Source organism: Paenibacillus ginsengihumi DSM 21568 (assembly GCF_000380965.1).
Taxonomy (GTDB): Bacteria; Bacillota; Bacilli; order Paenibacillales; family NBRC-103111; genus Paenibacillus_G; species Paenibacillus_G ginsengihumi.
This window is the reverse complement of the sequence record NZ_KB905549.1, coordinates 10,254-32,791: the sequence shown is the minus strand read 5'-3', so window position 1 is coordinate 32,791 and position 22,538 is coordinate 10,254. Positions and strand designations below refer to the sequence as shown.

Genomic DNA, 22,538 nt, shown 5'->3' with positions numbered 1-22,538 from the left:
GATTTCTACTGTCATCGGTCGTTACCTTCGGTGTTGAAAATTCGGCTCGCGAGATACCGCTGAATTTTCGGGGAGAGTCCGCGGCAGCAGCAGACGAGTAACCCCCTTTCATGTTGCACATCGGAAACCGGATTATGCTTGGAAAATTCCTTGCGGCATAAGGCTCGCGAGCAACGCTATGCGAGTATGTTGCAGGCTTCTGGCCGAAATATTTTGTCCTCGTCCCGTTTGAATCCGCAGATCCAAGTGATACAATGGAACAAACAAATTGAACAGATTGACGGGGCGCGCCCGGCGAGGGCCTGGTTAGTGCTCATCGCAGTGCCTGGAACATGCTGCACCTTGGGGGGGAAAAGCTTGGATAAGCGCAGTATCGATATCGCTGGTGCTGTCGACCGCATCGTCAACTTCGAGCATTATATCGGGCGGATGACAGAACACGAATTGGCGGAAATCGTCCTGCGGATGGAAAATGAGGAGGAGGCGACCTGCGCTTTGACAGAGCTGTCCAGCCGCAATTCGGCGATGGCATTGTCTTTGTCAACCACCATTCTTGCCAAAAGCCTCGGCGACGATTATGTACAGGCGATGGCGCTGCATGTGCTGTATTACGGCGACCGGGAGAAGGCGATGCTGTTCATGAGCGATATGCCGCAAGAAGTGCCCGCCGCCGTGCTCGGCACGATCATGGACTGCCTGTCTGCCGATAGCCTGCAGCCGTTCGGCCGGCAGCTTCCGCGCGGGCTGCTTCTTGCCATTGCCGGACGATACGACGGCCTAGACGAAACGGAGCGGCAGCGCATTGCCGACAATTACGAATGGTTCGCGGCATCCTATTCCGAAAGGCTGCAGCGCCGATGAACAAAACCGACCGAATGCTCGCCCTCGTTCTCGAGCTGCAGCGCAAAGGAAGGCAGCGCGCCGCCGATTTGGCCCAGACGTTCGAGACGAGTACGCGCACGATATACAGGGACGTACAGGCGCTGTGCGAGGCAGGCGTGCCGATCGTCGGTTCGCCGGGGCAAGGCTATTGGCTGGCGGAGGGGTATTTTTTGCCGCCGGTCAGCTTTACGGCGGAGGAGGCTGTAGCGCTGCTCATGGGCGCCAGCTTCATAGAGCGCTATTTTGACGCCGGGTACCGCGCCGCTGCGGAGAGCTCCAAGGCCAAGCTTGAGGCGATCTTGCCGGAGGCCGTGAAGGCGGATGCGGCTCGGGTCATCGCCGGCATGAAGCTGATCGCCCCGCGGCGGGATGGCAGCCGGCCGGAGGAAGAGCGCAAGCTCGAGCTGCTGCGCCGGGCCGTATTGGAGGAACGCACCGTCCGCTTTCGCTACGTGAAAAAAATCGCCGGCCCGGACGGCACCCGGGAAAGCGTCCGCGAAGCCGATCCGTACGGCCTCGCATTTGCGGGGGGCGTCTGGATGCTGCTTGCTTTTTGCCGGTTCAGGCAGGGGATCAGGCATTTCCGGCTGAGCCGGATGAGCGATCTGGAGCTGACGGACGAGCGGTTCAAGCGTCCCGCCGGCTTCGACCTGGAAGCGTACACGCCTCCAGATGACCGGACGCTGCGCGTGCGCATTCGGGTGAGAAGCGAGTTTGCCGACAGGGTGAAGGAAGACGCCGCGTTTTGGATCGAAACGGAGGAAGCGGAGGACGAGGGGCTGGTGCTGACGCTGCGCGTGCGCCGGGTTGAAGAGGTGCTGCCCACTGTGCTTGGATGGGGGGCGGAAGCCGTCGTGCTTGAACCGGAAGCTTTGCGCCGCAAACTTCGCGAGGAGGCGGAAAAGATGCTGAATCGCTACTGACATACTGCTGTCAGCAGCGGTCTGGTATCGTAAGCTTAACTAAAGTGAAGGGAGCGATACCCCCTATGAATACGAAAGCAGCACTGCAAAGCTTTGAACAGGTACAAGAAACTTATCTCCGCGCTCTGGACCGCTTCGATCTGGAGGAGCTGACCCGCGTTACGGCGGAGGACGACTGGTCGATTGGGCAAATGTACATGCATTTGATCCAATCGGCGCTGTATATGCAGCTCAGAAATGCCGAGCTGTGCGGCAATCCGCAGGAAGCGGCGGCTGGCGGGGAGGGGAAAACGGAGAACGGACAGGCAGTGTTCGCCGCAGGTTCGTTTCCGCCGATCCGGATTCGGGTTCCGGCCGACAAGCAGGCTGCCCCTCCGCAGCCGGAAAGCAAGCGGCAAATTGTCGAAGGCTTGCATCGCGTAGCCGAGCGGATGCGGGAGCTTGAGCCGACGCTGGACGCCATTCCGCCTGCGCAGACTGTTCGCCATCCCGCGCTTGGCGCACTTAACGCGAAAGAGTGGTTTTGTCTGGTCGACATGCATTTTCGGCATCATCTTCGCCAATTGGAACGATTGGAGGCGCAGCTGGCAGCAAGCCGCGCCTAAGGGCTGCCGCCGCGGAAATGCCGCGAGCGGGCCAGCCGCAGGAAGGAAAGGAGAGCAGGGATGAACCATTTCGACGGGCAGCAGGTGCTTCCGGCGATCAGAAAGCCGAAAGATTTGGAGCAGCTGCTGCAAAGCCCGTACCGCTGGCTCGTCCTGCTGGACAGCCACGTATCTCAATTGATCGGCATCGCGGGACTCGCCCGCAAAGCGAGGAAGCAGCTTCTCGTTCATGTCGATCTCATTCACGGACTGAAGAACGACGAGCACGCTATCGAATTTTTGAGCCAGACAGTCAGGCCGGCCGGGATGATCTCGACAAGATCGAGCGCCGTAGCGACCGCCAAGAAGCTGAAAATGATCGCGATCCAGCGGCATTTTCTGCTCGATTCGACGGCCGTGGAATCCAGCTGCCGCATGAGCGAGAAGATCCGGCCGGATTATATCGAGCTGATGCCTGGCGTGATGCCGCACATCATTGCCGAAATTCGGGAGCGCGTCGCCGTCCCTATTCTGGCCGGCGGGCTGATCCGCACTTCGGCGGAGGTCGAGCAGGCGCTGTCGGCCGGGGCCGTCGCCGTGACGACGTCCCAGAAAGAGATTTGGGAGCGCTATGCGCCCGGTTCTTCTTAAAAGCCCGTTCCGCCTCGGGACGGATGAATCATCTTATTTCTTCCGCAACGGAGCAAGCGGGGGAAGTAAGATGATTTTTTTTCATTACTTGGGGAATTTGCGCGAGCAAGCCTGGTGTTGAAGGCGGGAGGGAAATTGGGGACAGTGTCGCCATGGGACTGGGCTCGCCGCTGGAGCGGCACCGCGCGGGTGCTGCTGTTCATCAGCGTGGCGCTGGCCGGGTCGGCCGTCGTCGTCGCCGGGGCGATTCGGCTTTGTTGGCCTCGTAGCGCCCGGCGCCTCGTTCGGCGGATTGATCCCGACCGCAGCGCTGATCGGCGGTCTTGTCGTACTCATGGCGGATAATCGCCATCGCTGATTGCGGCCGGAGCCCGCGGCGCACAGGTCGCCTGCGCATGGAACGGCAAGCGCGCCCGGCCTGCGGTTCCTCAGGCGGCCGGTCCCCGGCCGAGCCGCTCCGCCAGCGCTTTCCGAGCCCCGCCGCCCGCGTTATTCCGTCTCGGCTTTACTCCGTCTCGGCCGGTACTACCGCGTCATGCAGCTGGCTGTCCAGCCATTCCATGTGCGCGCCGATCGCCGCCGGCGACATGCCGAAATAGTTCGCCATAAAGGCGGCAACCGGCTCCTTCCATCGCTCCACCCAGGCTCTGTTGAAGTAGAGCGCTCCGGTACGGCGAATGAAGAAGTCTTGCGGCGTCACGGCCATCTCCTCTTCCATCGCGTACAGCAGCTGGGCGAACACCGCGGCAGGCAGGCCGCTTGCTTCCGCTTCGCCGCGCCGCGACTCGTACATGGCGAAGACGCGCTCCGCATTGGAGCCGTACCGCTCGGCCAGCCGCTGCGCTTCCTGGCGGTCCCAGCCGCGCTTCACGGCCGCCTCGGTCTGCTTCCGCACATAATCCGGGAAGGCGCTGGAGCCGCCCACGTCCCCGCCGGAGAGGCGGATGCGGTCGGTGGAGCAGGCCGGATAGGAGCCCGCGCCTTCCTGCCCGAGCTGCTTGCCGACCAGATCGACGATCCGCTCGGCCATCTTGCGGTAGCCGGTCAGCTTGCCGCCGGCAATCGTGATCAGCCCGGACGGCGCGATGAAAATTTCGTCCTTGCGCGACAGCTCGGAAGGCGATTTGCCGTCCTCGTGAATGAGCGGACGCAGGCCGCACCAGCTCGACTCGACGTCGGCGGCCGTCAGCTTGAGCGACGGGAACATGAAGTTGGCGGCGGCTACGAGATAATCCCGGTCGGCCGTCGTCATGCGCGGATGCACGATGTCGCCTTGATAGTTCGTATCGGTCGTGCCGATGTAGGTTTTGCCGTCCCGCGGTATGGCGAACACCATCCGGCCGTCCGGCGTATCGAAATAGATCGCCTGCTTGAGCGGGAACCTGCCGCCGTCGATAACCAGGTGAACGCCCTTGGTAAGGTGCAGCCGCTTGCCCTGCTTCGACTTGTCCATCTCGCGGATCGTATCGACCCACGGCCCGGCGGCGTTGACGATTTTTTTGGCAAAAATGTCGAACGTTTCGCCGCTCAGCTGGTCCTTCACGCGGACGCCAACCAGCTTGCCGTTGTCGTACAACAGCTCGTCAGCTTTGGCATAGTTCACCGCCAGCGCGCCGCGGTCGGCCGCCGCCTTCATCGTCTCGATCGTTAGCCGGGCGTCGTCCGTGCGGTATTCGACGTAATAGCCGCCGCCCTTCAGCTTGTCGGTTCGCAGCAGCGGCTCGCGGCGCAGCGTTTCGTCCTTCGACAGCATGATGCGGCGCTCCTCGCGCTTCACGCCAGCCAGCATATCGTACACGAGCAGGCCGACGGATGTCGCCAGCTTGCCGTAGGTGCCTCCTTCGATAATGGGCAGCAGCATCCATTCGGGCGTCGTCACGTGCGGCGCGTTCTCGTAGACGATCGCGCGCTCCTTGCCGACCTCCGCCACCAGCTTGAATTCCAGCTGCTTCAGGTAGCGTAGCCCGCCGTGAATCAGCTTGGTGGAGCGGCTGGAGGTGCCGGCGCCGAAGTCCTGCATTTCGATCAGCCCTGTCTTCATCCCCCGGGTTTGCGCGTCGAGCGCGATCCCCGCCCCGGTGATGCCTCCTCCGATAACGAGCAGGTCCAGCTTCGCGGCGGCCATGCGCCGGATGATTTCTTGTCGGTTGTTTCCGGAAAATCGGATATTGCTCATCGGTCATCATCCTTCCCGGGCCGGAGCAAACAAAAAGAAGACACGCAGAACGAGCTCTATGCGTGGCGTAGCCCTTCCCGGCAGCAAATGCCGATGAAAGAGCAAGCGTAGAGCTTGCTGCGGTCTTCTCTTGATCTCTGACCCGTACGTAATTAACTTGTTAACGTTACTATAGCACGAGCGGGGGGATCGGCGCAACCTTTTTTAGCGGCTTCGGAGCGCCCTTTGGCGGCATTGGTACACCTTTTAGCAGCTTTGGCGCGCCCTTTAGCGGCTTCGGTAAGCACATTAGCAGCCGTGGTGCCCTTTGGCGGCTTCGGAAGCTCATTAGCAGCTTCGGTGCGCCCTTTAGCGGCTTCTGGTACGCTTTTGGACGGCATCGGGTACGCTGCTTCCCCGCGTTTGCGCCAGGCCTCCCGCTTTGGTTGCGCCCGCCCGGGTCTTGACAGGCCGAAGAGCGCTATGTTAGATTGCCGATGAACTGTTCTTGTCGGTTGTGATTTATTTTACATGAATCGAGACTGCTTCCCCGAGCCCGGCCGCGCCCTATAGTTTTGCGCGCATTGTGCCCGGATGCTCGAAATAAAGAAAGCGCTCTTAAGGAGGAGATTACCCGTGGCGGCGAAACCGAAATACGTGTTGGCGCTCGATCAGGGAACGACGAGCTGCCGGGCCATTATGTTCGATCATCGCGGAGCCGTCGTGCGAACCGCGCAGCAGGAATTCACCCAGCGGTTCCCGGTGGCCGGTTGGGTCGAGCACGATCCCGAAGAAATATGGCAGGTGCAGCTGGAAGTGATGAAGCAGGCCGCAGCAGGCATCGCGCCGTCCGACATCGCCGCGCTCGGCATTACGAATCAGCGGGAGACGACCGTCGTCTGGGACAAGGCGACGGGCAAGCCGCTACATCCGGCCATCGTATGGCAGTGCCGCAGGACGGCGGAGCTGTGCGAGAGCCTGAAGGCGCGCGGGCTGACGGATCTGTTCCGGCAGAAGACGGGACTTGTGCTTGATCCGTACTTTTCCGGTACGAAGCTGAAGTGGATTCTCGACCGTCACCCCGAAATTCGCGAGAAAGCGGAGCGGGGAGAGGCGCTGTTCGGGACGATCGATTCCTGGCTTATTTGGCGGCTGACCGGCGGAGCGGTGCACGCCACCGACGTGTCCAACGCCTCGCGCACGCTCATGTTCAACATCCATACGCTGCAATGGGACGACGAGCTGCTGCGGGAGCTGGGCGTTCCTAGAGCGATGCTGCCGGAGGTCCGCCCGTCGAGCGGCTTGTACGGGCATACCGCGCTGCTTGGAGAAGGCAGCGCCATTCCGATCGGCGGAGTCGCCGGCGACCAGCAGGCCGCTCTGTTCGGCCAAGGCTGCTTCCGCGCAGGTATGGCCAAGAATACGTACGGCACCGGCTGCTTCATCCTGGCCAATACGGGCGGCAAGCCGGTCATGTCGCAAAACGGCTTGCTGACGACGGTCGGCTGGCAGATCGGCGACGAGGTGACCTACGCCCTGGAGGGCAGCGTATTCATCGCCGGGGCGGTCGTTCAGTGGCTGCGCGACGGGCTCGGCCTCATCGGCGATTCCGCCGAAACCGAAAGCTTGGCCTTGTCGGTGCCCGACACCGGCGGCGTCTATTTCGTGCCCGCCTTTGCCGGGCTCGGCACGCCGCATTGGCAGCCGAACGCCCGCGGCATGATCTCGGGGCTGTCGCGGGGTACCGGCCGCGCTCATCTGGTGCGCGCCGCGCTGGAAGCGATCGCTTACCAGAGCCGCGACGTGCTGGAGGTGATGCAGCAGGAGTCGGGCACCAAGCTGAGCGAGCTGCGCGTCGACGGCGGAGCGGCCAGGAACGGGTTCCTGATGCAGTTCCAGGCGGATTTGCTGGGCGTGGCCGTCACGAGGCCGGCAGTGGTCGAGACGACGGCGCTCGGAGCGGCGCTGCTTGCCGGCCTGGCGGTCGGCTTCTGGAGCGGGCTGGAGGAGATCGGGCAGCTGTCAGGCTACGACCGCACGTTTAAGCCGGAGCGAAGCGAGGAATACCGGGAGTCCGTCTATTCCGGCTGGAAGCAGGCGCTCGGCTACCAGTTGGACCGTTAGACCGGCTCCGGCAACAGCGGCAGGCAAGATGCAGGGCTGCATTCCGCAGATGGAGCGGCGGAATACAGCCCTGCTTCGTCTGGAAAAATGCGGGAGACGGCTGGCAGCCTGCGGACCGTGTTCCCCGCCCCGGTTGACAAGGCGGATCAATCCTTGGAATCCTTGTTTTTGTTCTTGCTGTTGCGGCGGTATTTGCGGTCGGCCCAATAACAGGCGGCGAGCAGCACGGCCAGAATCAGGATGTGGTATTCTATAGGTATCGGGAGCGGCGGCACAGCCGTATTGATTTCCTCATTTCTTTCCAGAAAGAAGTTGAATGCATACGACATAGGAATCATGAAAAAAGCCCCTTGATTACCATAATTTGATACTGTCTATTATAGCAAATTATTCCTCATGAAAGCTAGTTAAAGATTGTCAAACCGTAAAGCATCCCCTCGGGCAACGCCGCTGGGCCGATGTCGGCAGCTTCATTTCGGTTTTTTGCGGCCTGCCGTCGCCAATCGCCGCCCATTTCTTCATGAATCGTTAAAGTATGACTTTAATTTCTGCCGCACAATCAGTAAAATAGAATAGGCTGATCATTCGGAATGCCTTTCGAGCGGTCCGTGAACCGGCTGCGGCTATTGGCATCCGATCGCTTGCCTCCCGCTCGAATGACGGGTTCGAGCGCCCTGAAGCCTGTAAAGAATAGGAAACGCTTTTATGTTTATGGAAGGCTGGGGAGGGAAGCCGTCGCCTGACGCAGAGCCTTCTGCGGCGTCTGCAAACAAGCGGGCAATAAATCCTACATTTTTATACCAATATGCTGAATGTTTCGTGACAAATCGGTGTATAATGGAACTATATGAACCTACTAACGTAAAATTAGTATATCTGCCTTGTGTCAAGAAGCTTTCGACGGATTTGCATTGCCCGATCTTATGGCTTTCGCTGAAGCGCATCCAGTTTCAAGCTTTTGGCATTCCGGTGGCATTCTGGCGCGGCTTTCGGTTCGGCTTTTAAAGCTGACAACGCATATAGAAGGAGGAGTATGAATGGATCCGGTTTCATCTTTATCGGAACTGCTGGCAGAGCAAAAAGCGTCTTCTTTCATCGAAATTCCGGGAGTTCTCTCCCGCACGTTCGGGCAAACGACGCTTTCAACGACGCTGCCGATGAGCAAGCTTTTTTCTATTTATGAGGTGGATCTCGAGGTGCAGCGCTCGATCGTGCCGCAAAACTTGTCCAAGCTGATGGATTACATCATGCTGTATCTCGATCACGGACAGACGATCTATTTCCCGGGCATCATTCTGTCGGCGAGAGGCGCGGGAGAATACGACGAGGCGGCGCAGGTGTACCGTCTGCAGGCGATCGAGAAGCTGTACGTCGTCGACGGGCAGCATCGTCTGGCTGCCTTTCAGCGGCTGATGGAAACGCTGCAAAGCGCCATGGCCAGGGCTAAAGACCGGCGCGAGTACGATCGAATGGAAGAGATTACGGACAAGATGCGGAAGCTGTACGCTTTCCCGATGTCCACCATGATCTATCTGGATATTAACGCCCGCCAGGAGCGCCAGCTGTTCTCCGACATCAACAAGCTTCCGCGCAAAATCGGCGGCAACCTGGCCGTGCTCCGCGAGCAGCGCCGCTTCTATCACGTGCTTGCTTCGAAGCTGGTGGAGAGCGCGCCGGTGATGAAGCGCATCCCGGTCGATATGTTCACCGAACGGGGCAAAGGGCCGGAATATTTGTTCTCGTATCACCTGTTGATCGAGATTTTGATCGGCTTGTTCGAGGGTCGCCTGAAATCGGCCGCCCGCAACAACGGCTACTACTTCACCGATGCCGAGATTGAAGAGCATCTGAAGCTGGCCTCCGCCTACTTCGAGGCGTTGCTGAAATATTTGCCCGAGCCGGAGAAGGGCGAGCTTTGCTGGACGGAGAACCTGCAGATCGCGCTGGCGATGTTCTTCCACGAGGAAGTGAAGAAGACCGGCACCTTCAACAAATACGCGCTGGATTATGCCGTCAAAATTTTGCCGCATATCGATTGGAACGCGATCTATTCGGGCGACGAGAAGGACCGTCTGCCGCGGCGCACGCGCATCATGAAGGCTTATCAGTACGTCAAAGAATTTTATCAGGAGCACCATCTGTTCCTGATTCGGGATAAGGAGGACGTCGTATGATGGACGGACTTTGTCTGCGGATGACGATTCATCCGTTCTGCGATAAATTCGGCTTGGCAACCGTAGCGATCCAGGTGCAGGATCTGCTCAACTACACGACGATCGATCCGATGGTTCAGCGGAAGCTCAGCGCCGGCCAGCGCCGGAAAATATCCAATTACTTGCAGGAGCGCGACCTGGACCGCGTCTTTTTCGGACCGGTGACGCTGTCGCTGCGCGATGTCAGCAGCTTGGCCAAGGCCGAGGAAGGGCTGTATTTGCGTCCCGGCGCGAAGCTGAGCATTCTCGACGGCCAGCACCGCATCCTGGCGCTCGGCTATGTCAACGAGCAGATGCTGAAGGAAGCGCGCAGCCTCGACAAGAAGGTGGCGGCGCTCAAGATCAAGTGCCGCAAAAATCCGGACATCGCCGAGCTGGCCCAGGAGTTGGAGCAGCTGGAAGGACAGGTGCGCCAACTGGAGCAGCGCCGCCTGGAGCTCATGGAAAGCGAGCTGGCCGTACAGCTGTACATCGGGCTGGATGAAGAGCAGGAGAAGCAGCTGTTCGGAGATATCAACTCCAAAGTGCAGCTCGTCAGCAAGGAGCTCGGCCACTCGTTCGACTCGATCGATCCGCTCAATGTGATCATTCAGCAGGTCGTCGATCACAACGTGTTCCTCAAAGGGGCCGGCGTCGAGCGGCGGGCCAACCTGACGGCGTACAACAAAAATTTCACCTCGTTCAGCTGGATTTATTCGACGGCGACGATGCTGTTCACCGGAAAAATGCAGCCGTCCTACGAGCTGGCGAGAAAGATCAAGCAGGACCCGTCGACGTACATCGAGATTTTGCATCAGTTCTACAGCACGCTGCTGCCGCTCATGCCCGAGCAGCCGGGCCTGCCGCAGTACAGCTCGTCGTCGCGCGCCATGCAGGAAAGCATCGCCCTGTATGCCCACCGCCATCTGTTCTCGGACGGCAAGTATGTGAAGAACTGGACCTCCTGCCTGAGCATCTTCGAGGGCTTCGATTGGACGCACGATAACGAGATGCTGATCGAGGAGTTCGGCAAGCTGGACAACGGCAAGCTGAACCTGATCCACGAGAAGTCGCTGCGCAAGCACGCCAAATTCGTGCGGCTGTTCCAGCAAATGCACGGCGATCCCATCGAAGAAGACGAAGCGACGGCTTAAACGCAAGCTGCCCAAAAAGCCCCAAGCGTTCGGCATACTGCCGCCGCTTGGGGCTGTTGTCGTTTCAAAAGGCCGGGAGTACAGCTTTAGGCTCCCCGGGGCCTCCGATGGTTTTCTGAGACAATGATGATGAATTGCTTAACGCGCGCCTTTGGCGAGGGCTTACTGATTACTGCTTACTGCTCTGTCATCCGGTTGATGACCATCGTGGCGGCCCCTGCCGCCAGCGCCTCATCGCCGAGCCGGCCCAGACTGAACACGACCTGGTACTTCGGATAATGGTACGTGTTGCGAATCGCCACCCGGGTCGCCGTATGGAAGAAGGAAGGATGGCTGCCGATCAGCGTGCCGCCGAGAACGACCTTCTCCGGATGAAGCACGTTCAGCAAATTGGCCAGGCCGATTCCGAAATAGGTGGCGGCCTGGGTGAACAGCTCGGCAGCCAGTGGATCGCCGCTTTGCAGCGCCTGCTCCAGATGCATGTAGGATATTTTGTCCGGATCGGGCTCCAGCTCGCGAAGCAGACTGTCGCGGCCCTGCTTCAGCCTCGAGCGGGCCTGCTCCTCCAGCGCGTGCACCGATACGTACGATTCGAGCGAGCCGTAGTTGCCGTGATTTCTCAGCCGGTCTCCGTTCGTCTGAATAATCATCTGGCCGACGGAGCCTTCCATGTCAACGGCCCCGTACACGATCTTGCCTCCGGTCATCATCGACGAGCGCAGTCCGACGCCGACATGCACGTACAGCAAATGACGGTATTCCCGCTCCCGGTCGGCCCACCATTCTCCGATGATGGCCGTGTTGGCGCCGTTGTCCAGCAGCGCCGGAAAGCCGAGCTCGTCCTCGAGCCGGGAGACGATCGGAATGTGGTTCCAGCCCGGCGCGGCAAAATGAAGCGGCTCGAGAATCGTCCCCGCCGAGCGGTCGATCGGCCCGACGGCGCCGATGCCCATGCCGATGACATCCTGCGGCCGAAGCCCTCTGCGCTGCAGCATCGCCTTGGCCGAGCGGACGATGTCGGCGAGCAGCTTGTCCGGCGTCGCGTCCTCCGTCATGACCCAGCGCTCCGATTCAAGGCGGTTCAAATGCAGATCGTACAGGTTGAGCCTGGAATATACCCTGGAAATATCGAGGCCGAACACGTAACCGTAGGCGGGATTCGTCTCGTACAGAATCGGCCGGCGCCCGCCCGTCGAGTCGCCGAACCCCGCCTCCAGGATCAGCCCCTGGGCTGACAGGTCCTCCAGCGTTCGCGTCAGCGTGCTGCCGGTCAGGCCACTCTGCTCCAGCAGCTCCTGCTTCGACACGGTGCCCTGCCTGCGGATCAGCTCATAAATATCTTTGGCCTTGCGGCCGCCAATTCGTTCTTCAATTGCCTTGCGTTCCATTGTTGTAAGCCCTCCCGGGACGGATTGACCGCAGCATACCGGATCAAGCATATATTATACAACAGAATGGGAAAGGCAGGAATCCCTAGCCGTATATGGCGATCCCGACGAGGCCCGAGAGGACGATCACGAAGAAGGGGTGCAGCCGGACGTACAGCAGCGCGAACAGCGAGGCGGCAAACAGCAGCAGAGCGATCACGGTATGTGCCGACATGGTGCCGATGACTCCGTTGCTGACGGCGAAGCGAATGGCGCCGTAGATGATCAACCCGGTGATAATGGGGCGCAGTCCGTAAAATGCGGCTTTGACCCAGTGGTTGTGATGGATTTTATAAAAAAAGGCCGCAACGGCGATGACGATGATAAGCGAAGGGACGACCATGCCGGCGGCGGAAGCGATCGCCCCGGGCAGACCGGCCGTCTTGTAGCCGACGAAGATCGCGCTGTTCGTGCCGATCGGCCCGGGCGACATCCCGGCCACGGCGATGGCATCCGTAAACTCCTGCGTCGTCATCCAGCCATGGGAGGATACTTGCTGCTCGATCACCGGAATCATCGCATAGCCGCCGCCGAACGACACGAAGCCAATGACCAAAAACGTTGTGAACAGTTCCCATAAAACCAACCTACCCGCCTCCTTGCTTCCGATAAGAAAACGATCAGATCCCGTCTCCTATGAAGTAATCCTTGTATTTGTATTTCATCGTTTCCTCATGCTCCAGCTTCACCTGAAGGCCGAGCCGCTGCTTGATCCTGACCAGAGCGATCCCCGTCAAAGCGCCGGCGGCAATGATCAAGACCGGGTTCAGGTGCAGGAAGTACAGCACGGCGGTCGTCGCGAGGGCGGCAGCCAGCGTCGCTTTGTCCAGCACGGCCGTTTTGCCGATCTTGATGCCTGCGTAGGCGATCAGCGCGACGGTCGCCGCGCGGATTCCCTGGAAGGCCGCCTCCACCTTCGGGTGATCGTGTACCTGCATGAAGAGGACGCACAGGGCGATAACGATTAAAAAGGTAGGGAGCACCACGCCGATCATGGCGGCCAGCGCGCCGGGCACCCTGGCGATCCGATAGCCGACGAAGACAGCCGAATTGACGGCGATCGCGCCCGGAATCGATTCGGATATGGCGAACACATCGGCAATATCGCGGGACTTCACCCAGCCGCGCCGCTCGACCACCTCCCGTTCGATGAGCGGGATCATCGCATAGCCGCCGCCGAATGTGACGGGGCCGATTTTGAAGAAAGAAATAAAAATGTCGCGAAGCAGTTTCCATTGCTGCTGCCCTTTCAAGATTTCGTCCCCCCTTGTCTGCTGATGCCAGTATATCACACTTAATTTCATTTTGGAATAAACTATTGACAGGAGGGGACAAATTTTTTGATTTCGATGCAATAACGGCTGTTTAAACCGACTATTTCCATAGGATTATTAAGTGCAACACGTCTTTGTCGTCTCCTTAATTCCAATGTGATAAAAAGGAAAAGAAGAAAGGACCGTCCAGGTCGTGTCGGGGCCTGAGCAGTCCTTGTTATTCAACGGGGGGCGCGCGCTTCGCTCGCGAAAGAAGCCTTGGTCAGCCGTTCCCGGTATTCCTGCGGCGTGAGGCCGTAATGCTTTTTGAAGGCGTGAATGAACGAATGGGAGCGCTGATAGCCTAATTTTTCGGCGATTTCATACGTTTTCTCCTGGCTGTTGGCGAGCGCATAGACGGCTTTTTCCATCCGCAGCTTATGAATATGCTCGCTAATATTTTCGCCTGTCTCCAGCTTGTATATTTTGGAAATGTACACCGGATGCATATGCACATGATCGGCGATGCTCTGCAAGGTCACGTCGCGCGACAAATTTGCTTCGATAAACCGATGAATGTCCCGGATCAGCGCGGCGCGGCTGTCCCTGTTCTCGCGATCCGTGTCTTCCTTCAGCCGCTGCAGGATGTGCCCGCACCAATTCCTCAGCTGGGAGATGGAGCGGGGCGGAATGCCGCTGGCCAGCTTTTCGTAATCTTTGCCGATCAGTTCGGATAGCGGCTGTCCGTTTTTATGGGCAATATACGTAAAAGCGGAGGAAACGGCAAAATACACTTCCAGCAAATGCTCCTGCGATTGCGGCCGGTTATCCTCAAGCTCGCGCATAATGCACGCCAGCTTCTCCTCCAGCTCCCCCCAGCGCCCCGCTTCCAGCAGGTGAATCAATGTGGGGGGCTCGTACAGGCTGCGAATCGATTGGACCGCCGCGGCGGCAGGCTCGCCCTCGGTGCGGAGGAATAAGCTTTGTCGGCTTGCGACCCGCTTGCGCGCCGCCGATACGCAGTTGTCGTATTTGGCCGGCAGCTCGCGGGGAAACAGGCCAAAATCGCTGACGATCACGGAGATGCGCCCCTTCAGAAGCGACTGCGCGACAGCCTGAAGCTTGACGGCGGTTTGTTCAAACCGTAGCGCGCTCGAGTCAGGATCGCTCCCCTGTTTGCTGGCCGCCACGAAAATCAAGTAGTCATGGGCGTCTTTTGCCTGCCATAAATCGAATTGATCCCGGAACAGCTCCTCGGCGATATTGCACACCGCATATTCAATCAGAGAGAAGCTGCGGAAATCATCGTTAATAAAAGGCTCCTCCAGCCGAATCAGCATGACCGCGCAGGGGCGGCCATACAGATCCGGCAGCGAGAGCGCGGCCATTTTTTCTCGCAGCTGCTGTTCGCCCCAGGCGCATCCCTGCAGCAGCTCATTGAGCAAATTCGCTTTCAGCAGAGGCAGATTGTCGGCCAGCGTCCTGGTCAAAGTGCGGAGCGAGCATACCTCTTCCCACTCCTGGGCGATTTTCCGGCACAGCCGCGATACCGTCTGCAGCAGCTCCTCTTCGGTGACCGGCTTGAGCAGGTATTCCTCCACCTGCTGCCGAATCGCTTCTTTGGCGTAGTGGAAATCGGAATATCCCGACAGCAGCACACATTTGGTCCGGTTCCAGCGGCGCCGGATTTCCGCGATGAGTTCAAGGCCCGACATGCCCGGCATGCGGATGTCGGTCACCACGATGTCCGCCGGACATTGCTGCATGAGGGCGAGCGCTTCCCGCGCGGAATAGGCGCAGTAAATATGATCGATGCCGGCCTTCTGCCACGGAACCGTCTTCTCCAGCCGGTCGACCACATGCGTTTCGTCATCCACGATCAACAGATGCATGCCATCCGCCTCCCTGGTCGTCAGTCTGTTGTCCGTCCGTCCATGCTGCGAAAGCGTGCCCAACGGATCGTCGTTCGCAGACCTCCCGTCGGGATCGGTTCGAAGGCGAGCCCTGATTCTTCGCCGAATTGATACTGCAAGCGCCTGTGCACATTCCATGTGCCCGTGCCCGCTTCTTCCGTGAGCGGCTGTTCCAATTCGGCGCTCAGCTTGCGGATTTGCTCCGGCGTCATACCGACGCCGTCGTCCTCGATAAACAGCAGGTTGTACCGCCTGGTTTGCTTGCCGGTGATCGTGATCATGCCGCCGTCCACGGACGGCTCGATTCCATGAACGATGGCGTTCTCGACGATCGGCTGCACAATAAGCCGCGGCATGGCCAGCTCCAGCATCGGCTCGGGCACGTCGATTTCAAACATAAGGCGGTTCATGCGCAAGTTTTGAATGACGAGATAGCTGCGCACCAGATCCAATTCATCCCTGAGCGATACGGACTGATTCTCCACCCGGGTCGAATAGCGGAAAAATGCCGCCAAATTTTGCGCCATTTTGACGACCGATTCCCGGTTGCCCAGCATCGCGGAGTTGATGATAAAAAACAGCGAATTGTACAAAAAATGCGGGTTGATTTGGGATTGCAGCTGCTTGAGCGTAGCTTCGCGGGAACGAAGCTTCTCCGCGTACACGTCCTCGATCAGCAGCTGAATTTGCTCCGCCATTTCGTTGAAATGAAATCCGAGATAGTCGAACTCGTTGTTCGCCTTTACGCAGACGCGCGCCGAGTAATCGCCGTGCTTGATGCGCTTGACGCCGGAGATGAGCTGCGCAAGCGGGCGCTGCACATTGCGGTACAGCGAGAACGATGCGCCGATCGCGAGCAAAAGCAATAGGCCGATTATCCAATAAAAGAAATTGCGCTGTTCCAGGATCGGCGTGATGATGCTCTGATACGGCGCGTAGTCGATCAAATACCAGCCGAGCTGCTCGGATACGGCGAAGCTGACAAGAAACTGCTCCCCGTCGAGACGGACCAACTGCTGCCCGGAGCTCCTGCCGCCGCCTTCCGGCAAATGCAGCTGGCCGATCAGCTGGGAGACCATTTCCGCGGACGAGGAGCTGTTTAAGATGGGAGGCTCGCCCGGAAAGTAAAGAAAAGGATTGTTCTCCTTTCCGATTTTGTAAGAGTCCAGCATGGCGGTCACATTGCTTGCCGAGAAGCGGACGCGAAACACGGCGCTCGCTGCTTCCTTGTTTGTTTCTATGAGCGGTTCCGCAATCTCGCGAACAAAATGGCGGCTCGCGCCGCTGCCGGTTCCATCCGCAACAAATAACCAGCGGGTGTAAACCGGCCCTCGCCAATCTTCGTCCGACCGCTGCACGAACATGCCGGACGTAATCGACCGCTTTTCTTGCGGCAGGATGAGCGACAAGTCGTTCTGCCATCCGCTCGATACGCTTTGCGAACCTAACTTCGAGATGATCCGGTATTCGGCGTTCAGCGCGTCAATCCGATTGGCGGGACGGTGATTCAGAAATTCCCGAATGTTCGGGTCATAGCTGAGCAGCACGGGGAACATGGACAACTGCTCGATATTCGTATCGATCTGATCCATCAAAAATATAAGCTGGCTCAAATTAGTCGATTCGATCTGCTTGCGCACCACTTCCGTGCTTGTCATCGTGGATACGCTGTATAACACCAAGATCGGCACGAGGAGAAGGACGATCATAAGTACGGTTTTTCTAAAGATGCTGTGCATGAAATTCCCGCTCCCCTGCGGAGATTATCCTTTGACGGCTCCCGCCGACAGTCCGCTGATCACGTACCGCTGCGCCATCAGGGCGATCGCGAGCACCGGAAGCGTGATGATGCAGGCCGCGGCCATCAAGCCGCCCCAATTGATTTCAGCATAGGACATAAAATTGAATACTGCAATAGGAAGCGTTTTCGTTTTGTCTCCGGCAAGGATGATCGAGAACATGAAGTTGTTCCAGGAGAATATGAACGACAGCAAGGAGGACGTCACGATCCCTGGCACCGACATCGGCAGCGCGATTCGGCAGAACACATGATGCGGCGTGCAGCCGTCCATAAGTCCCGCTTCCTCGACTTCGTACGGCAGCGATTCGAAGAACGAAATCATGATCCATACGATAAACGGCAATCCGACCAGCATATGGCTGAGCACCAAAGCCGCGTAGGTGTCCACCAGGCGCAGCTGCGAGAAAATGATATACCACGGCACCAAAAAAGAAATGCCCGGCACGATGCGCGCGATCAAAATGATGACGCTTAATTTGTGCATCCGGAATTTGGCGATCGAATACGCGGCCGGCAGCCCGATGAGCAGCGACAGCAGGGTCGAAGCGACAGCCACGATCATGCTGTTCGCGATATACCGGAGAAAATCGTACTGCTGAAAGACGCTCAAGTAATTTTGTCCGGTAGGCGCAAAAAGCAGAGTCAGTTCGCCCGACATGATCTGCGCCTGCGTTTTGAAGGAGGCGAGCAGCATCCAGAGAAACGGAAAAATAAATATCAGAAGGATAGCGGCGGTCAACAGGCCCCATAGAACATTCGCTGTATTTTTTCTTCTCATAGCGCATCCCTCGTTCGGTTTCTAAACATGATCAAAAGCAGCGTAAGCGCCAGAACGATCAGGAAGAAGACGACGAGCAGGGCAGAAGCGTATCCGAATTTAAAATATTGGAAGCCGAGCACATACCCGTAGATATTCAGCGTTTCCGATTTGAGGTTCGGGCCGCCCTGTGTCGTCGCATAGATGATGTCGTACGTTTTCAGCACATCGATGAGGCGCAGCATCGTGGCGATGATGATTGTCGGCATGAGCAGCGGCAGCGTAATATGAATGAACTTTTGCCAGGCGTTCGCCCCGTCGACGTCGGCGGATTCGTAAGGATCGGTCGGCAGTGTCGACAACCCGGCCAACAAAATAAGGGAGACCATCGGCGTCCATTGCCACACGTCGACCAGGATCAGCGACGGAATGACCTGCGTCATCGACGCGAGAAAAAGCTGCGGCTCCAGGCCGATCGCTTTCAACAGCATGTTCGCCGCGCCGATGCTTGGCTCGTACATGAGCATCCAGACCATGCCCATGGCGACGGGAGTTGCCACCATCGGCAGCAGCATGACCGTTTTGGCGATGTTTTTGCCTTTGAATTTGCGGTTGAGCAGAAGGGCGACGGCAAGTCCGAGCGCTACCTCGATCGCCAGCGCGACGATGGTGAAATAAAACGTATTGACCGTCGCGTCCCAAAACCGCTGGTCCCGAAACAATGCGGCATAATTGGCGAACCCGACGAATACGGGCGGTGAAACCGCGGACATGCTCCACTCGAACAAGCTTAGACGCACCGTATACAACACCGGAACAACCATCATCAGCAGCACAAATAATAGTGCCGGAAGAACATAGATCCATCTCAGGTTGCGGTTAAACCAGCTGTACTGCATATTTCCCCCTTTCCCTTCAGCCGCTTCAAAAGGCCTCCATGGCCAAGGCCTTTTGAAGACGGCGCAAGAAGCTGTTGCCGATTACTTGTTGTCTTTGTCGATGACGGCCTGCAGCAATTCGTTCGCCCGGTTGGCCGCCGCCTGGATGTCCCCTTCGCCTGTAATCACTCTCATAACGACCTCGCCTACCGCGTCGCGCGCTTCGCCGACGCTGATGACGAGCGGACGGTCGTGGCCGACGCCGAGCTCCATCGACTCCCGGATGACCGGCACGAGCTCGTCAGGGAACGCCTTGACGCCTTCCGGATTGTCCCATACGGAGCTGCGGGCGCCCGGATTGCCTTTTTGCTGCTGCTTGAGCACGATGTCCTTGCCGGTCGCCCATTCGATGAACGCCCATGCCGCCTCTTTCTTCTCGGACCTCTCATTGATCGCCAGTCCCCAAGACGTGATGTTGAACGGCTTGGAGCCCGCGCTGCCGGCCGGGAATACCGCGAACCCGACCTTGTCGCTGACCGTCGATTTTTGCGGGTCGGTCAAGTTCGTATACAAGGAATCGGCGTCTGTCAGGAATGCCGCTTTGCCTTGCGCAAAGACGCCGAACGCTTGCGGCCAGGCCATATTCAGCACGCCGGGAGGACCGGCTTCCTTGAGCAGCGTGCCGTAGGTCGTCATCGCTTTCACCGCTTCCGGCGTATGAATCGAGGCTTGGCCGTCCGTGATGAAATCGCCGCCTTCGGAGAAGATGAAGGAAGACAGCTGGGTAACGAGAGGCGACCGCTGGCCTCTGGCGACGAATCCGTACATTTCCCTGCTTGGATCGTGCAGCTGCTTCGCTGCCGCAATGAGGTCGTCGATCGTCTTCGGCGCCTCGATTCCCGCCGCTTCCAGCAAATCTTTGCGGTAGTAGAGAATTTCGCGCTCCGTGACGATCGGGATGCCGGCGATCTTGCCATCTACCGTCGTCGTTCCGACGGCGGATTGCGAGAAGTCCGCAAAATCGTAGTCCGCATTTTGGTTGACGTAATCGTTGAGCGGCGTTACCCAGCCGTTCTTGAAGAACAAGCGCCCTTCCTGCAGCGGGCGGTACATGAACACATCCGGCGTCGCCGAACCGGCCGTAAACTGCACGGTCAGCTTCTGCGTCAGCTGGTCTTCAAAGTAATTTTCGACCTTGACTTTAATGCCGGTCGCCTGCTCGAATTCCGGCAGCAGCGGGGTCAACGCTTCGGACCACGGATGGTTGGCGGTCACGAGCACGAGCTCCGTGCCGGCGAGCGGTTTGTCGCTCCCCGGAGCGGAAGCGGCGCCGTCCTGCGGCGCTCCTGCACCTCCATTGCCGCCGGCGCCGCTGCAGGCAGCTAACGAGACGGTGGTTGCAACCACTGCGGCGAGCTTTACGAAACCATGTGTTCTCATTGCTTTCTCCCCCTTGAAACAAAGATTGGATCAGTGTCATCTTCATCATAGAAAAGGTTTTCATTCAAAGAAACAACTGAATTTTAACATCGATAACGAAACATTAGTGATTTGCGGGCGAGGGACTGATACAATAAAAAGAATGACAGACCCGGCCCGCGCGCCTGCTCAAGCGGCAGCGCCGGGGCGGCAGGCGATTACAGAAAGGGAGATTCGGTATGGCGGAGTGGTATGAGAAGAGCTTCGGCAGCGATTATTTGCTCGTCTACAAACATAGAGATCTTCAGGGCGCTTACAATGAAGTGCGCTCTATGATGGAATGGCTCGAGCTGCCGGAAGGCTCGGAGGTGCTCGATTTATGCTGCGGCATGGGTCGGCATTCGCTGGTGCTGACCGACTTCGGCTTCAAGGTGACCGGCGTCGATCTGTCCGAAGCGTTGCTTGCGGAAGCCCGCAGGAAGGATGCGGCCGGCGAAGTGAGATGGGTTCGCGGCGATATGAGAGAGGTGCCGCTTGCCGATACGTTCGATGCGGTAGTTAACTTGTTCACGTCGTTCGGCTATTTTGAGGACGACGCCGAGAACGTCCGCGTGCTGCGCGAAATCAAGCGGCTGCTGAAGCCGGGCGGCTCCTTCATCATCGATTATTTGAACCCGCCGTACGTTAAGGCTCATCTCGTGCCGGAATCGGAACGGACGGACGGTTCGGTGCTCATTCGGGAGCAGCGTCGCATCGAGAACGGCTTCGTCAAGAAGCAGATCGTCCTGAGCGAAGGCGGCGCGGAGCGAACGTACGAGGAGCGGGTGAAGCTCTACGACCGAGAGCGGTTCGAGGCGCTGCTCAAGGAGGCGGGGCTGGCGGCAGACCGGTTGTATGGCGGATATGACGCGTCCCCCTACGAACCGGAGGCGTCGCCCCGAATGATATTTGTAGGCCGCAAAGGAGAATGATGACGATGGAGACGCAGGCTGTGCTGCACACGAAGCAGGCTGTCATCAGGCGGGAGCACGCCATACAGGTCAAGGTGCCCTTGCCATTCCCGCTGCGCTGGGTCAATGCGTATTTGCTGCGCGGCGGCGATGGCTGGACGCTGATCGATCCTGGCTTGCGGACGGCAGCGGCAGAGGCGCTGTGGACGCAGGCGCTGGCCGAGCTCGGGATCGGCTGGCGGGATATCGACCGCATCGTGCTGACGCATCATCATCCCGATCATTACGGGCTCGCCGGCTGGTTTCAGGAGCGGACGGGAGCTCCCGTGCTGCTGTCCGGGACCGGCCTGGAGCAGGTGAAGCTGCTGTGGGGCGAGGGCGAGCCGATGACCGCCAGGCTGCTCGAACTGTTCCGGCGGCACGGCATGCCGGAGGAGCAGCTGGCCCCGATGCGGGAGCATATGGACAGCTTCGTGCCGCTCGTATCGCCGCAGCCGGAGGTAACGGTCATCGCGCGCGGCGAGCGAATCCGGCTCGGAGCGGCCGAATACGAGGCGCTGGAGATGCCGGGGCATGCGGCGGGCCATCTGTGCTTTTACCGCCGCGAGGAGGAAGTCGTGTTTTGCGGAGATCACGTGCTGCCGCAAATTTCCCCGAACGTAAGCTATTTGCCGGGAGTGGACGAGAATCCTCTGGCCAGCTATTTGGCCAGCCTGGATAGCGTCCGCACGCTGCCGGTGCGCATGGCGTACCCCGGCCACCGGGAGCCGTTCTCCCGTTTCGGGGAGCGGGCGGCCGAGCTGATCCGCCATCACGGGGAACGGCTGGAGACGATGCTGGCCATGGCCGCCTCGCCGAAGACGGCATACGACGTTTGCCGGGAGGCGTTCGGCGACAAACTCAGCCTGCACCAGCTCCGCTTCGCGCTGTCGGAGACGATCGCTCATCTGATTTGGCTGCGCGAAGCGGGCCGGGCTGCGGAGGAGACGGGCGCGGACGGCGCGACCGTACTCTATCGGCGCAGATAGCCCCGGGGCCCGGGACAAGCCCCATCGATAAAACGGGACAAGCCCCATCGATAAAAGTTGAACAAGGGAATCATCAGCGTGGTCGGCCACAACGCGCATGTTCCGGAGAAGCGCAGCGTTCGCGTTTGCTCCCGGAATGATTCCTTTACGTGAGGAGCCCGGGAATGGCTCGCGATGGGAATCCGAGAAATCCGGGAACAGCAGCGCTCGGGACAACAGCAGTTGGAACAACGGTGTTCGGGTCAACAGCGCTCGGGTCAACAGCGTTCGGATCAACAGAGGTCGGAACAACGGCATTTGGAACAGCAGCGTTCGGGTCAACAGCGCTCGGGGCAACAGCGTTCGGATCAACAGAGGTCGGAACAACGGCATTTGGAACAGCAGCGTTCGGGTCAACAGAGGTCGGAACAACGGCATTTGGAACAGCAGCGTTCGGGTCAACAGAGG

20 protein-coding genes are annotated in these 22,538 nt (G+C 58.9%); 9 read left to right on the top strand and 11 right to left on the bottom strand.

Annotated features, from left to right (window positions below):
- The first annotated feature begins 357 nt into the window (after nt 1-357).
- The 4 genes from F591_RS0101450 to F591_RS0101435 all read left to right on the top strand — a co-directional run bounded on the left by F591_RS0101450 (nt 358) and on the right by F591_RS0101435 (nt 3,040).
- The gene (locus F591_RS0101450; RefSeq protein ID WP_019532803.1) at nt 358-861 is read left to right on the top strand and encodes a hypothetical protein; all 504 of its coding nucleotides are present in this window, start codon (nt 358-360) and stop codon (nt 859-861) included.
- Nucleotides 858-1,805 (top strand): helix-turn-helix transcriptional regulator, encoded by a 948-nt coding sequence (locus F591_RS0101445; RefSeq protein ID WP_019532802.1) that lies wholly within the window; start codon nt 858-860, stop codon nt 1,803-1,805. The genes F591_RS0101450 and F591_RS0101445 overlap by 4 nt, the downstream gene beginning before the upstream one ends.
- A gap of 65 nt (nt 1,806-1,870) precedes the next feature.
- Nucleotides 1,871-2,410 (top strand): DinB family protein, encoded by a 540-nt coding sequence (locus F591_RS0101440; protein WP_019532801.1) that lies wholly within the window; start codon nt 1,871-1,873, stop codon nt 2,408-2,410.
- Between the two features lie 60 nt (nt 2,411-2,470).
- On the top strand, nt 2,471-3,040 hold the full coding sequence (locus tag F591_RS0101435) for a glycerol-3-phosphate responsive antiterminator (protein ID WP_019532800.1): 570 nt from the start codon (nt 2,471-2,473) through the stop codon (nt 3,038-3,040).
- 505 nt (nt 3,041-3,545) lie between these two features.
- Here the strand turns inward: F591_RS0101435 and F591_RS0101430 are convergent.
- Complete coding sequence (locus F591_RS0101430) at nt 3,546-5,216, bottom strand: glycerol-3-phosphate dehydrogenase/oxidase (protein WP_019532799.1); 1,671 nt, start codon at nt 5,214-5,216, stop codon at nt 3,546-3,548.
- Between the two features lie 615 nt (nt 5,217-5,831).
- Here F591_RS0101430 and glpK point away from each other — a divergent pair.
- Nucleotides 5,832-7,319, top strand: coding sequence for a glycerol kinase GlpK (gene glpK, locus F591_RS0101425; RefSeq protein ID WP_019532798.1), 1,488 nt, complete (start codon nt 5,832-5,834; stop codon nt 7,317-7,319).
- A 146-nt stretch (nt 7,320-7,465) separates the two neighbouring features.
- Here glpK and F591_RS0101420 read toward each other — a convergent pair whose 3' ends face one another.
- Nucleotides 7,466-7,657, bottom strand: a complete 192-nt coding sequence (locus tag F591_RS0101420; RefSeq protein WP_019532797.1) for a hypothetical protein — start codon at nt 7,655-7,657, stop codon at nt 7,466-7,468.
- A gap of 699 nt (nt 7,658-8,356) precedes the next feature.
- Between F591_RS0101420 and F591_RS0101410 the strand changes: the two genes are divergently transcribed.
- Together F591_RS0101410 and F591_RS0101405 are read left to right on the top strand one after the other, a co-directional pair.
- On the top strand, nt 8,357-9,493 hold the full coding sequence (locus tag F591_RS0101410) for a DGQHR domain-containing protein (RefSeq protein WP_019532795.1): 1,137 nt from the start codon (nt 8,357-8,359) through the stop codon (nt 9,491-9,493).
- Nucleotides 9,493-10,665: a DNA sulfur modification protein DndB gene (locus tag F591_RS0101405; protein ID WP_026326303.1), complete on the top strand. Its 1,173-nt coding sequence runs from the start codon at nt 9,493-9,495 to the stop codon at nt 10,663-10,665. The genes F591_RS0101410 and F591_RS0101405 overlap by 1 nt, the downstream gene beginning before the upstream one ends.
- 176 nt (nt 10,666-10,841) lie before the next feature.
- On the opposite strand, the gene F591_RS0101400 is transcribed toward F591_RS0101405, so the two are convergent.
- From F591_RS0101400 to F591_RS0101365, 8 genes are all read right to left on the bottom strand, one after another.
- Nucleotides 10,842-12,053, bottom strand: coding sequence for an ROK family protein (locus F591_RS0101400; protein WP_019532793.1), 1,212 nt, complete (start codon nt 12,051-12,053; stop codon nt 10,842-10,844).
- Between the two features lie 85 nt (nt 12,054-12,138).
- Entirely contained in the window at nt 12,139-12,678 is a 540-nt protein-coding gene (locus F591_RS0101395) for a chromate transporter (RefSeq protein ID WP_019532792.1), read from the bottom strand.
- A 34-nt stretch (nt 12,679-12,712) separates the two neighbouring features.
- Nucleotides 12,713-13,345, bottom strand: coding sequence for a chromate transporter (locus tag F591_RS0101390; protein ID WP_019532791.1), 633 nt, complete (start codon nt 13,343-13,345; stop codon nt 12,713-12,715).
- Between the two features lie 242 nt (nt 13,346-13,587).
- Complete coding sequence (locus F591_RS0101385; protein WP_019532790.1) at nt 13,588-15,237, bottom strand: response regulator transcription factor; 1,650 nt, start codon at nt 15,235-15,237, stop codon at nt 13,588-13,590.
- 20 nt (nt 15,238-15,257) lie between these two features.
- Nucleotides 15,258-16,997: a sensor histidine kinase gene (locus F591_RS27115; RefSeq protein ID WP_019532789.1), complete on the bottom strand. Its 1,740-nt coding sequence runs from the start codon at nt 16,995-16,997 to the stop codon at nt 15,258-15,260.
- Between the two features lie 24 nt (nt 16,998-17,021).
- The gene (locus F591_RS0101375; RefSeq protein WP_019532788.1) at nt 17,022-17,837 is read right to left on the bottom strand and encodes a carbohydrate ABC transporter permease; all 816 of its coding nucleotides are present in this window, start codon (nt 17,835-17,837) and stop codon (nt 17,022-17,024) included.
- A complete protein-coding gene (locus tag F591_RS0101370; RefSeq protein ID WP_019532787.1) occupies nt 17,834-18,715 on the bottom strand; it encodes a carbohydrate ABC transporter permease in 882 nt (293 codons plus the stop codon). Before F591_RS0101370 ends, F591_RS0101375 begins: the two co-directional genes overlap by 4 nt.
- Nucleotides 18,716-18,796: 81 nt before the next feature.
- Nucleotides 18,797-20,134, bottom strand: coding sequence for an ABC transporter substrate-binding protein (locus tag F591_RS0101365; protein WP_019532786.1), 1,338 nt, complete (start codon nt 20,132-20,134; stop codon nt 18,797-18,799).
- Between the two features lie 218 nt (nt 20,135-20,352).
- Between F591_RS0101365 and F591_RS0101360 the strand changes: the two genes are divergently transcribed.
- Together F591_RS0101360 and F591_RS0101355 are read left to right on the top strand one after the other, a co-directional pair.
- Nucleotides 20,353-21,084, top strand: a complete 732-nt coding sequence (locus tag F591_RS0101360; RefSeq protein ID WP_019532785.1) for a class I SAM-dependent methyltransferase — start codon at nt 20,353-20,355, stop codon at nt 21,082-21,084.
- A gap of 5 nt (nt 21,085-21,089) precedes the next feature.
- Nucleotides 21,090-22,091 carry an MBL fold metallo-hydrolase gene (locus tag F591_RS0101355; RefSeq protein WP_040740731.1) on the top strand — a complete coding sequence of 334 codons (1,002 nt, stop codon included), beginning with the start codon at nt 21,090-21,092 and terminating at the stop codon, nt 22,089-22,091.
- Nucleotides 22,092-22,236: 145 nt separating this feature from the next.
- On the opposite strand, the gene F591_RS32205 is transcribed toward F591_RS0101355, so the two are convergent.
- Nucleotides 22,237-22,538, bottom strand: a 302-nt coding sequence (locus tag F591_RS32205; RefSeq protein ID WP_425414335.1) for a hypothetical protein, incomplete at its 5' end; no start/stop codon positions are given.

What these genes read in the sequence shown, in the direction of transcription:
- F591_RS0101410 (WP_019532795.1), top strand. Translation starts at nt 8,357, where the DNA reads ATGGATCCGGTTTCATCTTTATCGGAACTGCTGGCAGAGCAAAAAGCG.
- F591_RS0101360 (WP_019532785.1), top strand. Translation starts at nt 20,353, where the DNA reads ATGGCGGAGTGGTATGAGAAGAGCTTCGGCAGCGATTATTTGCTCGTC.
- F591_RS0101440 (WP_019532801.1), top strand. Translation starts at nt 1,871, where the DNA reads ATGAATACGAAAGCAGCACTGCAAAGCTTTGAACAGGTACAAGAAACT.
- F591_RS0101430 (WP_019532799.1), bottom strand. Translation starts at nt 5,216, where the DNA reads ATGAGCAATATCCGATTTTCCGGAAACAACCGACAAGAAATCATCCGG.
- F591_RS0101435 (WP_019532800.1), top strand. Translation starts at nt 2,471, where the DNA reads ATGAACCATTTCGACGGGCAGCAGGTGCTTCCGGCGATCAGAAAGCCG.
- F591_RS0101400 (WP_019532793.1), bottom strand. Translation starts at nt 12,053, where the DNA reads ATGGAACGCAAGGCAATTGAAGAACGAATTGGCGGCCGCAAGGCCAAA.
- F591_RS0101405 (WP_026326303.1), top strand. Translation starts at nt 9,493, where the DNA reads ATGGACGGACTTTGTCTGCGGATGACGATTCATCCGTTCTGCGATAAA.
- F591_RS0101445 (WP_019532802.1), top strand. Translation starts at nt 858, where the DNA reads ATGAACAAAACCGACCGAATGCTCGCCCTCGTTCTCGAGCTGCAGCGC.
- F591_RS0101385 (WP_019532790.1), bottom strand. Translation starts at nt 15,237, where the DNA reads ATGCATCTGTTGATCGTGGATGACGAAACGCATGTGGTCGACCGGCTG.
- F591_RS0101370 (WP_019532787.1), bottom strand. Translation starts at nt 18,715, where the DNA reads ATGCAGTACAGCTGGTTTAACCGCAACCTGAGATGGATCTATGTTCTT.
- F591_RS0101375 (WP_019532788.1), bottom strand. Translation starts at nt 17,837, where the DNA reads ATGAGAAGAAAAAATACAGCGAATGTTCTATGGGGCCTGTTGACCGCC.
- F591_RS0101420 (WP_019532797.1), bottom strand. Translation starts at nt 7,657, where the DNA reads ATGATTCCTATGTCGTATGCATTCAACTTCTTTCTGGAAAGAAATGAG.
- F591_RS27115 (WP_019532789.1), bottom strand. Translation starts at nt 16,997, where the DNA reads ATGCACAGCATCTTTAGAAAAACCGTACTTATGATCGTCCTTCTCCTC.
- F591_RS0101365 (WP_019532786.1), bottom strand. Translation starts at nt 20,134, where the DNA reads ATGAGAACACATGGTTTCGTAAAGCTCGCCGCAGTGGTTGCAACCACC.
- F591_RS0101355 (WP_040740731.1), top strand. Translation starts at nt 21,090, where the DNA reads ATGGAGACGCAGGCTGTGCTGCACACGAAGCAGGCTGTCATCAGGCGG.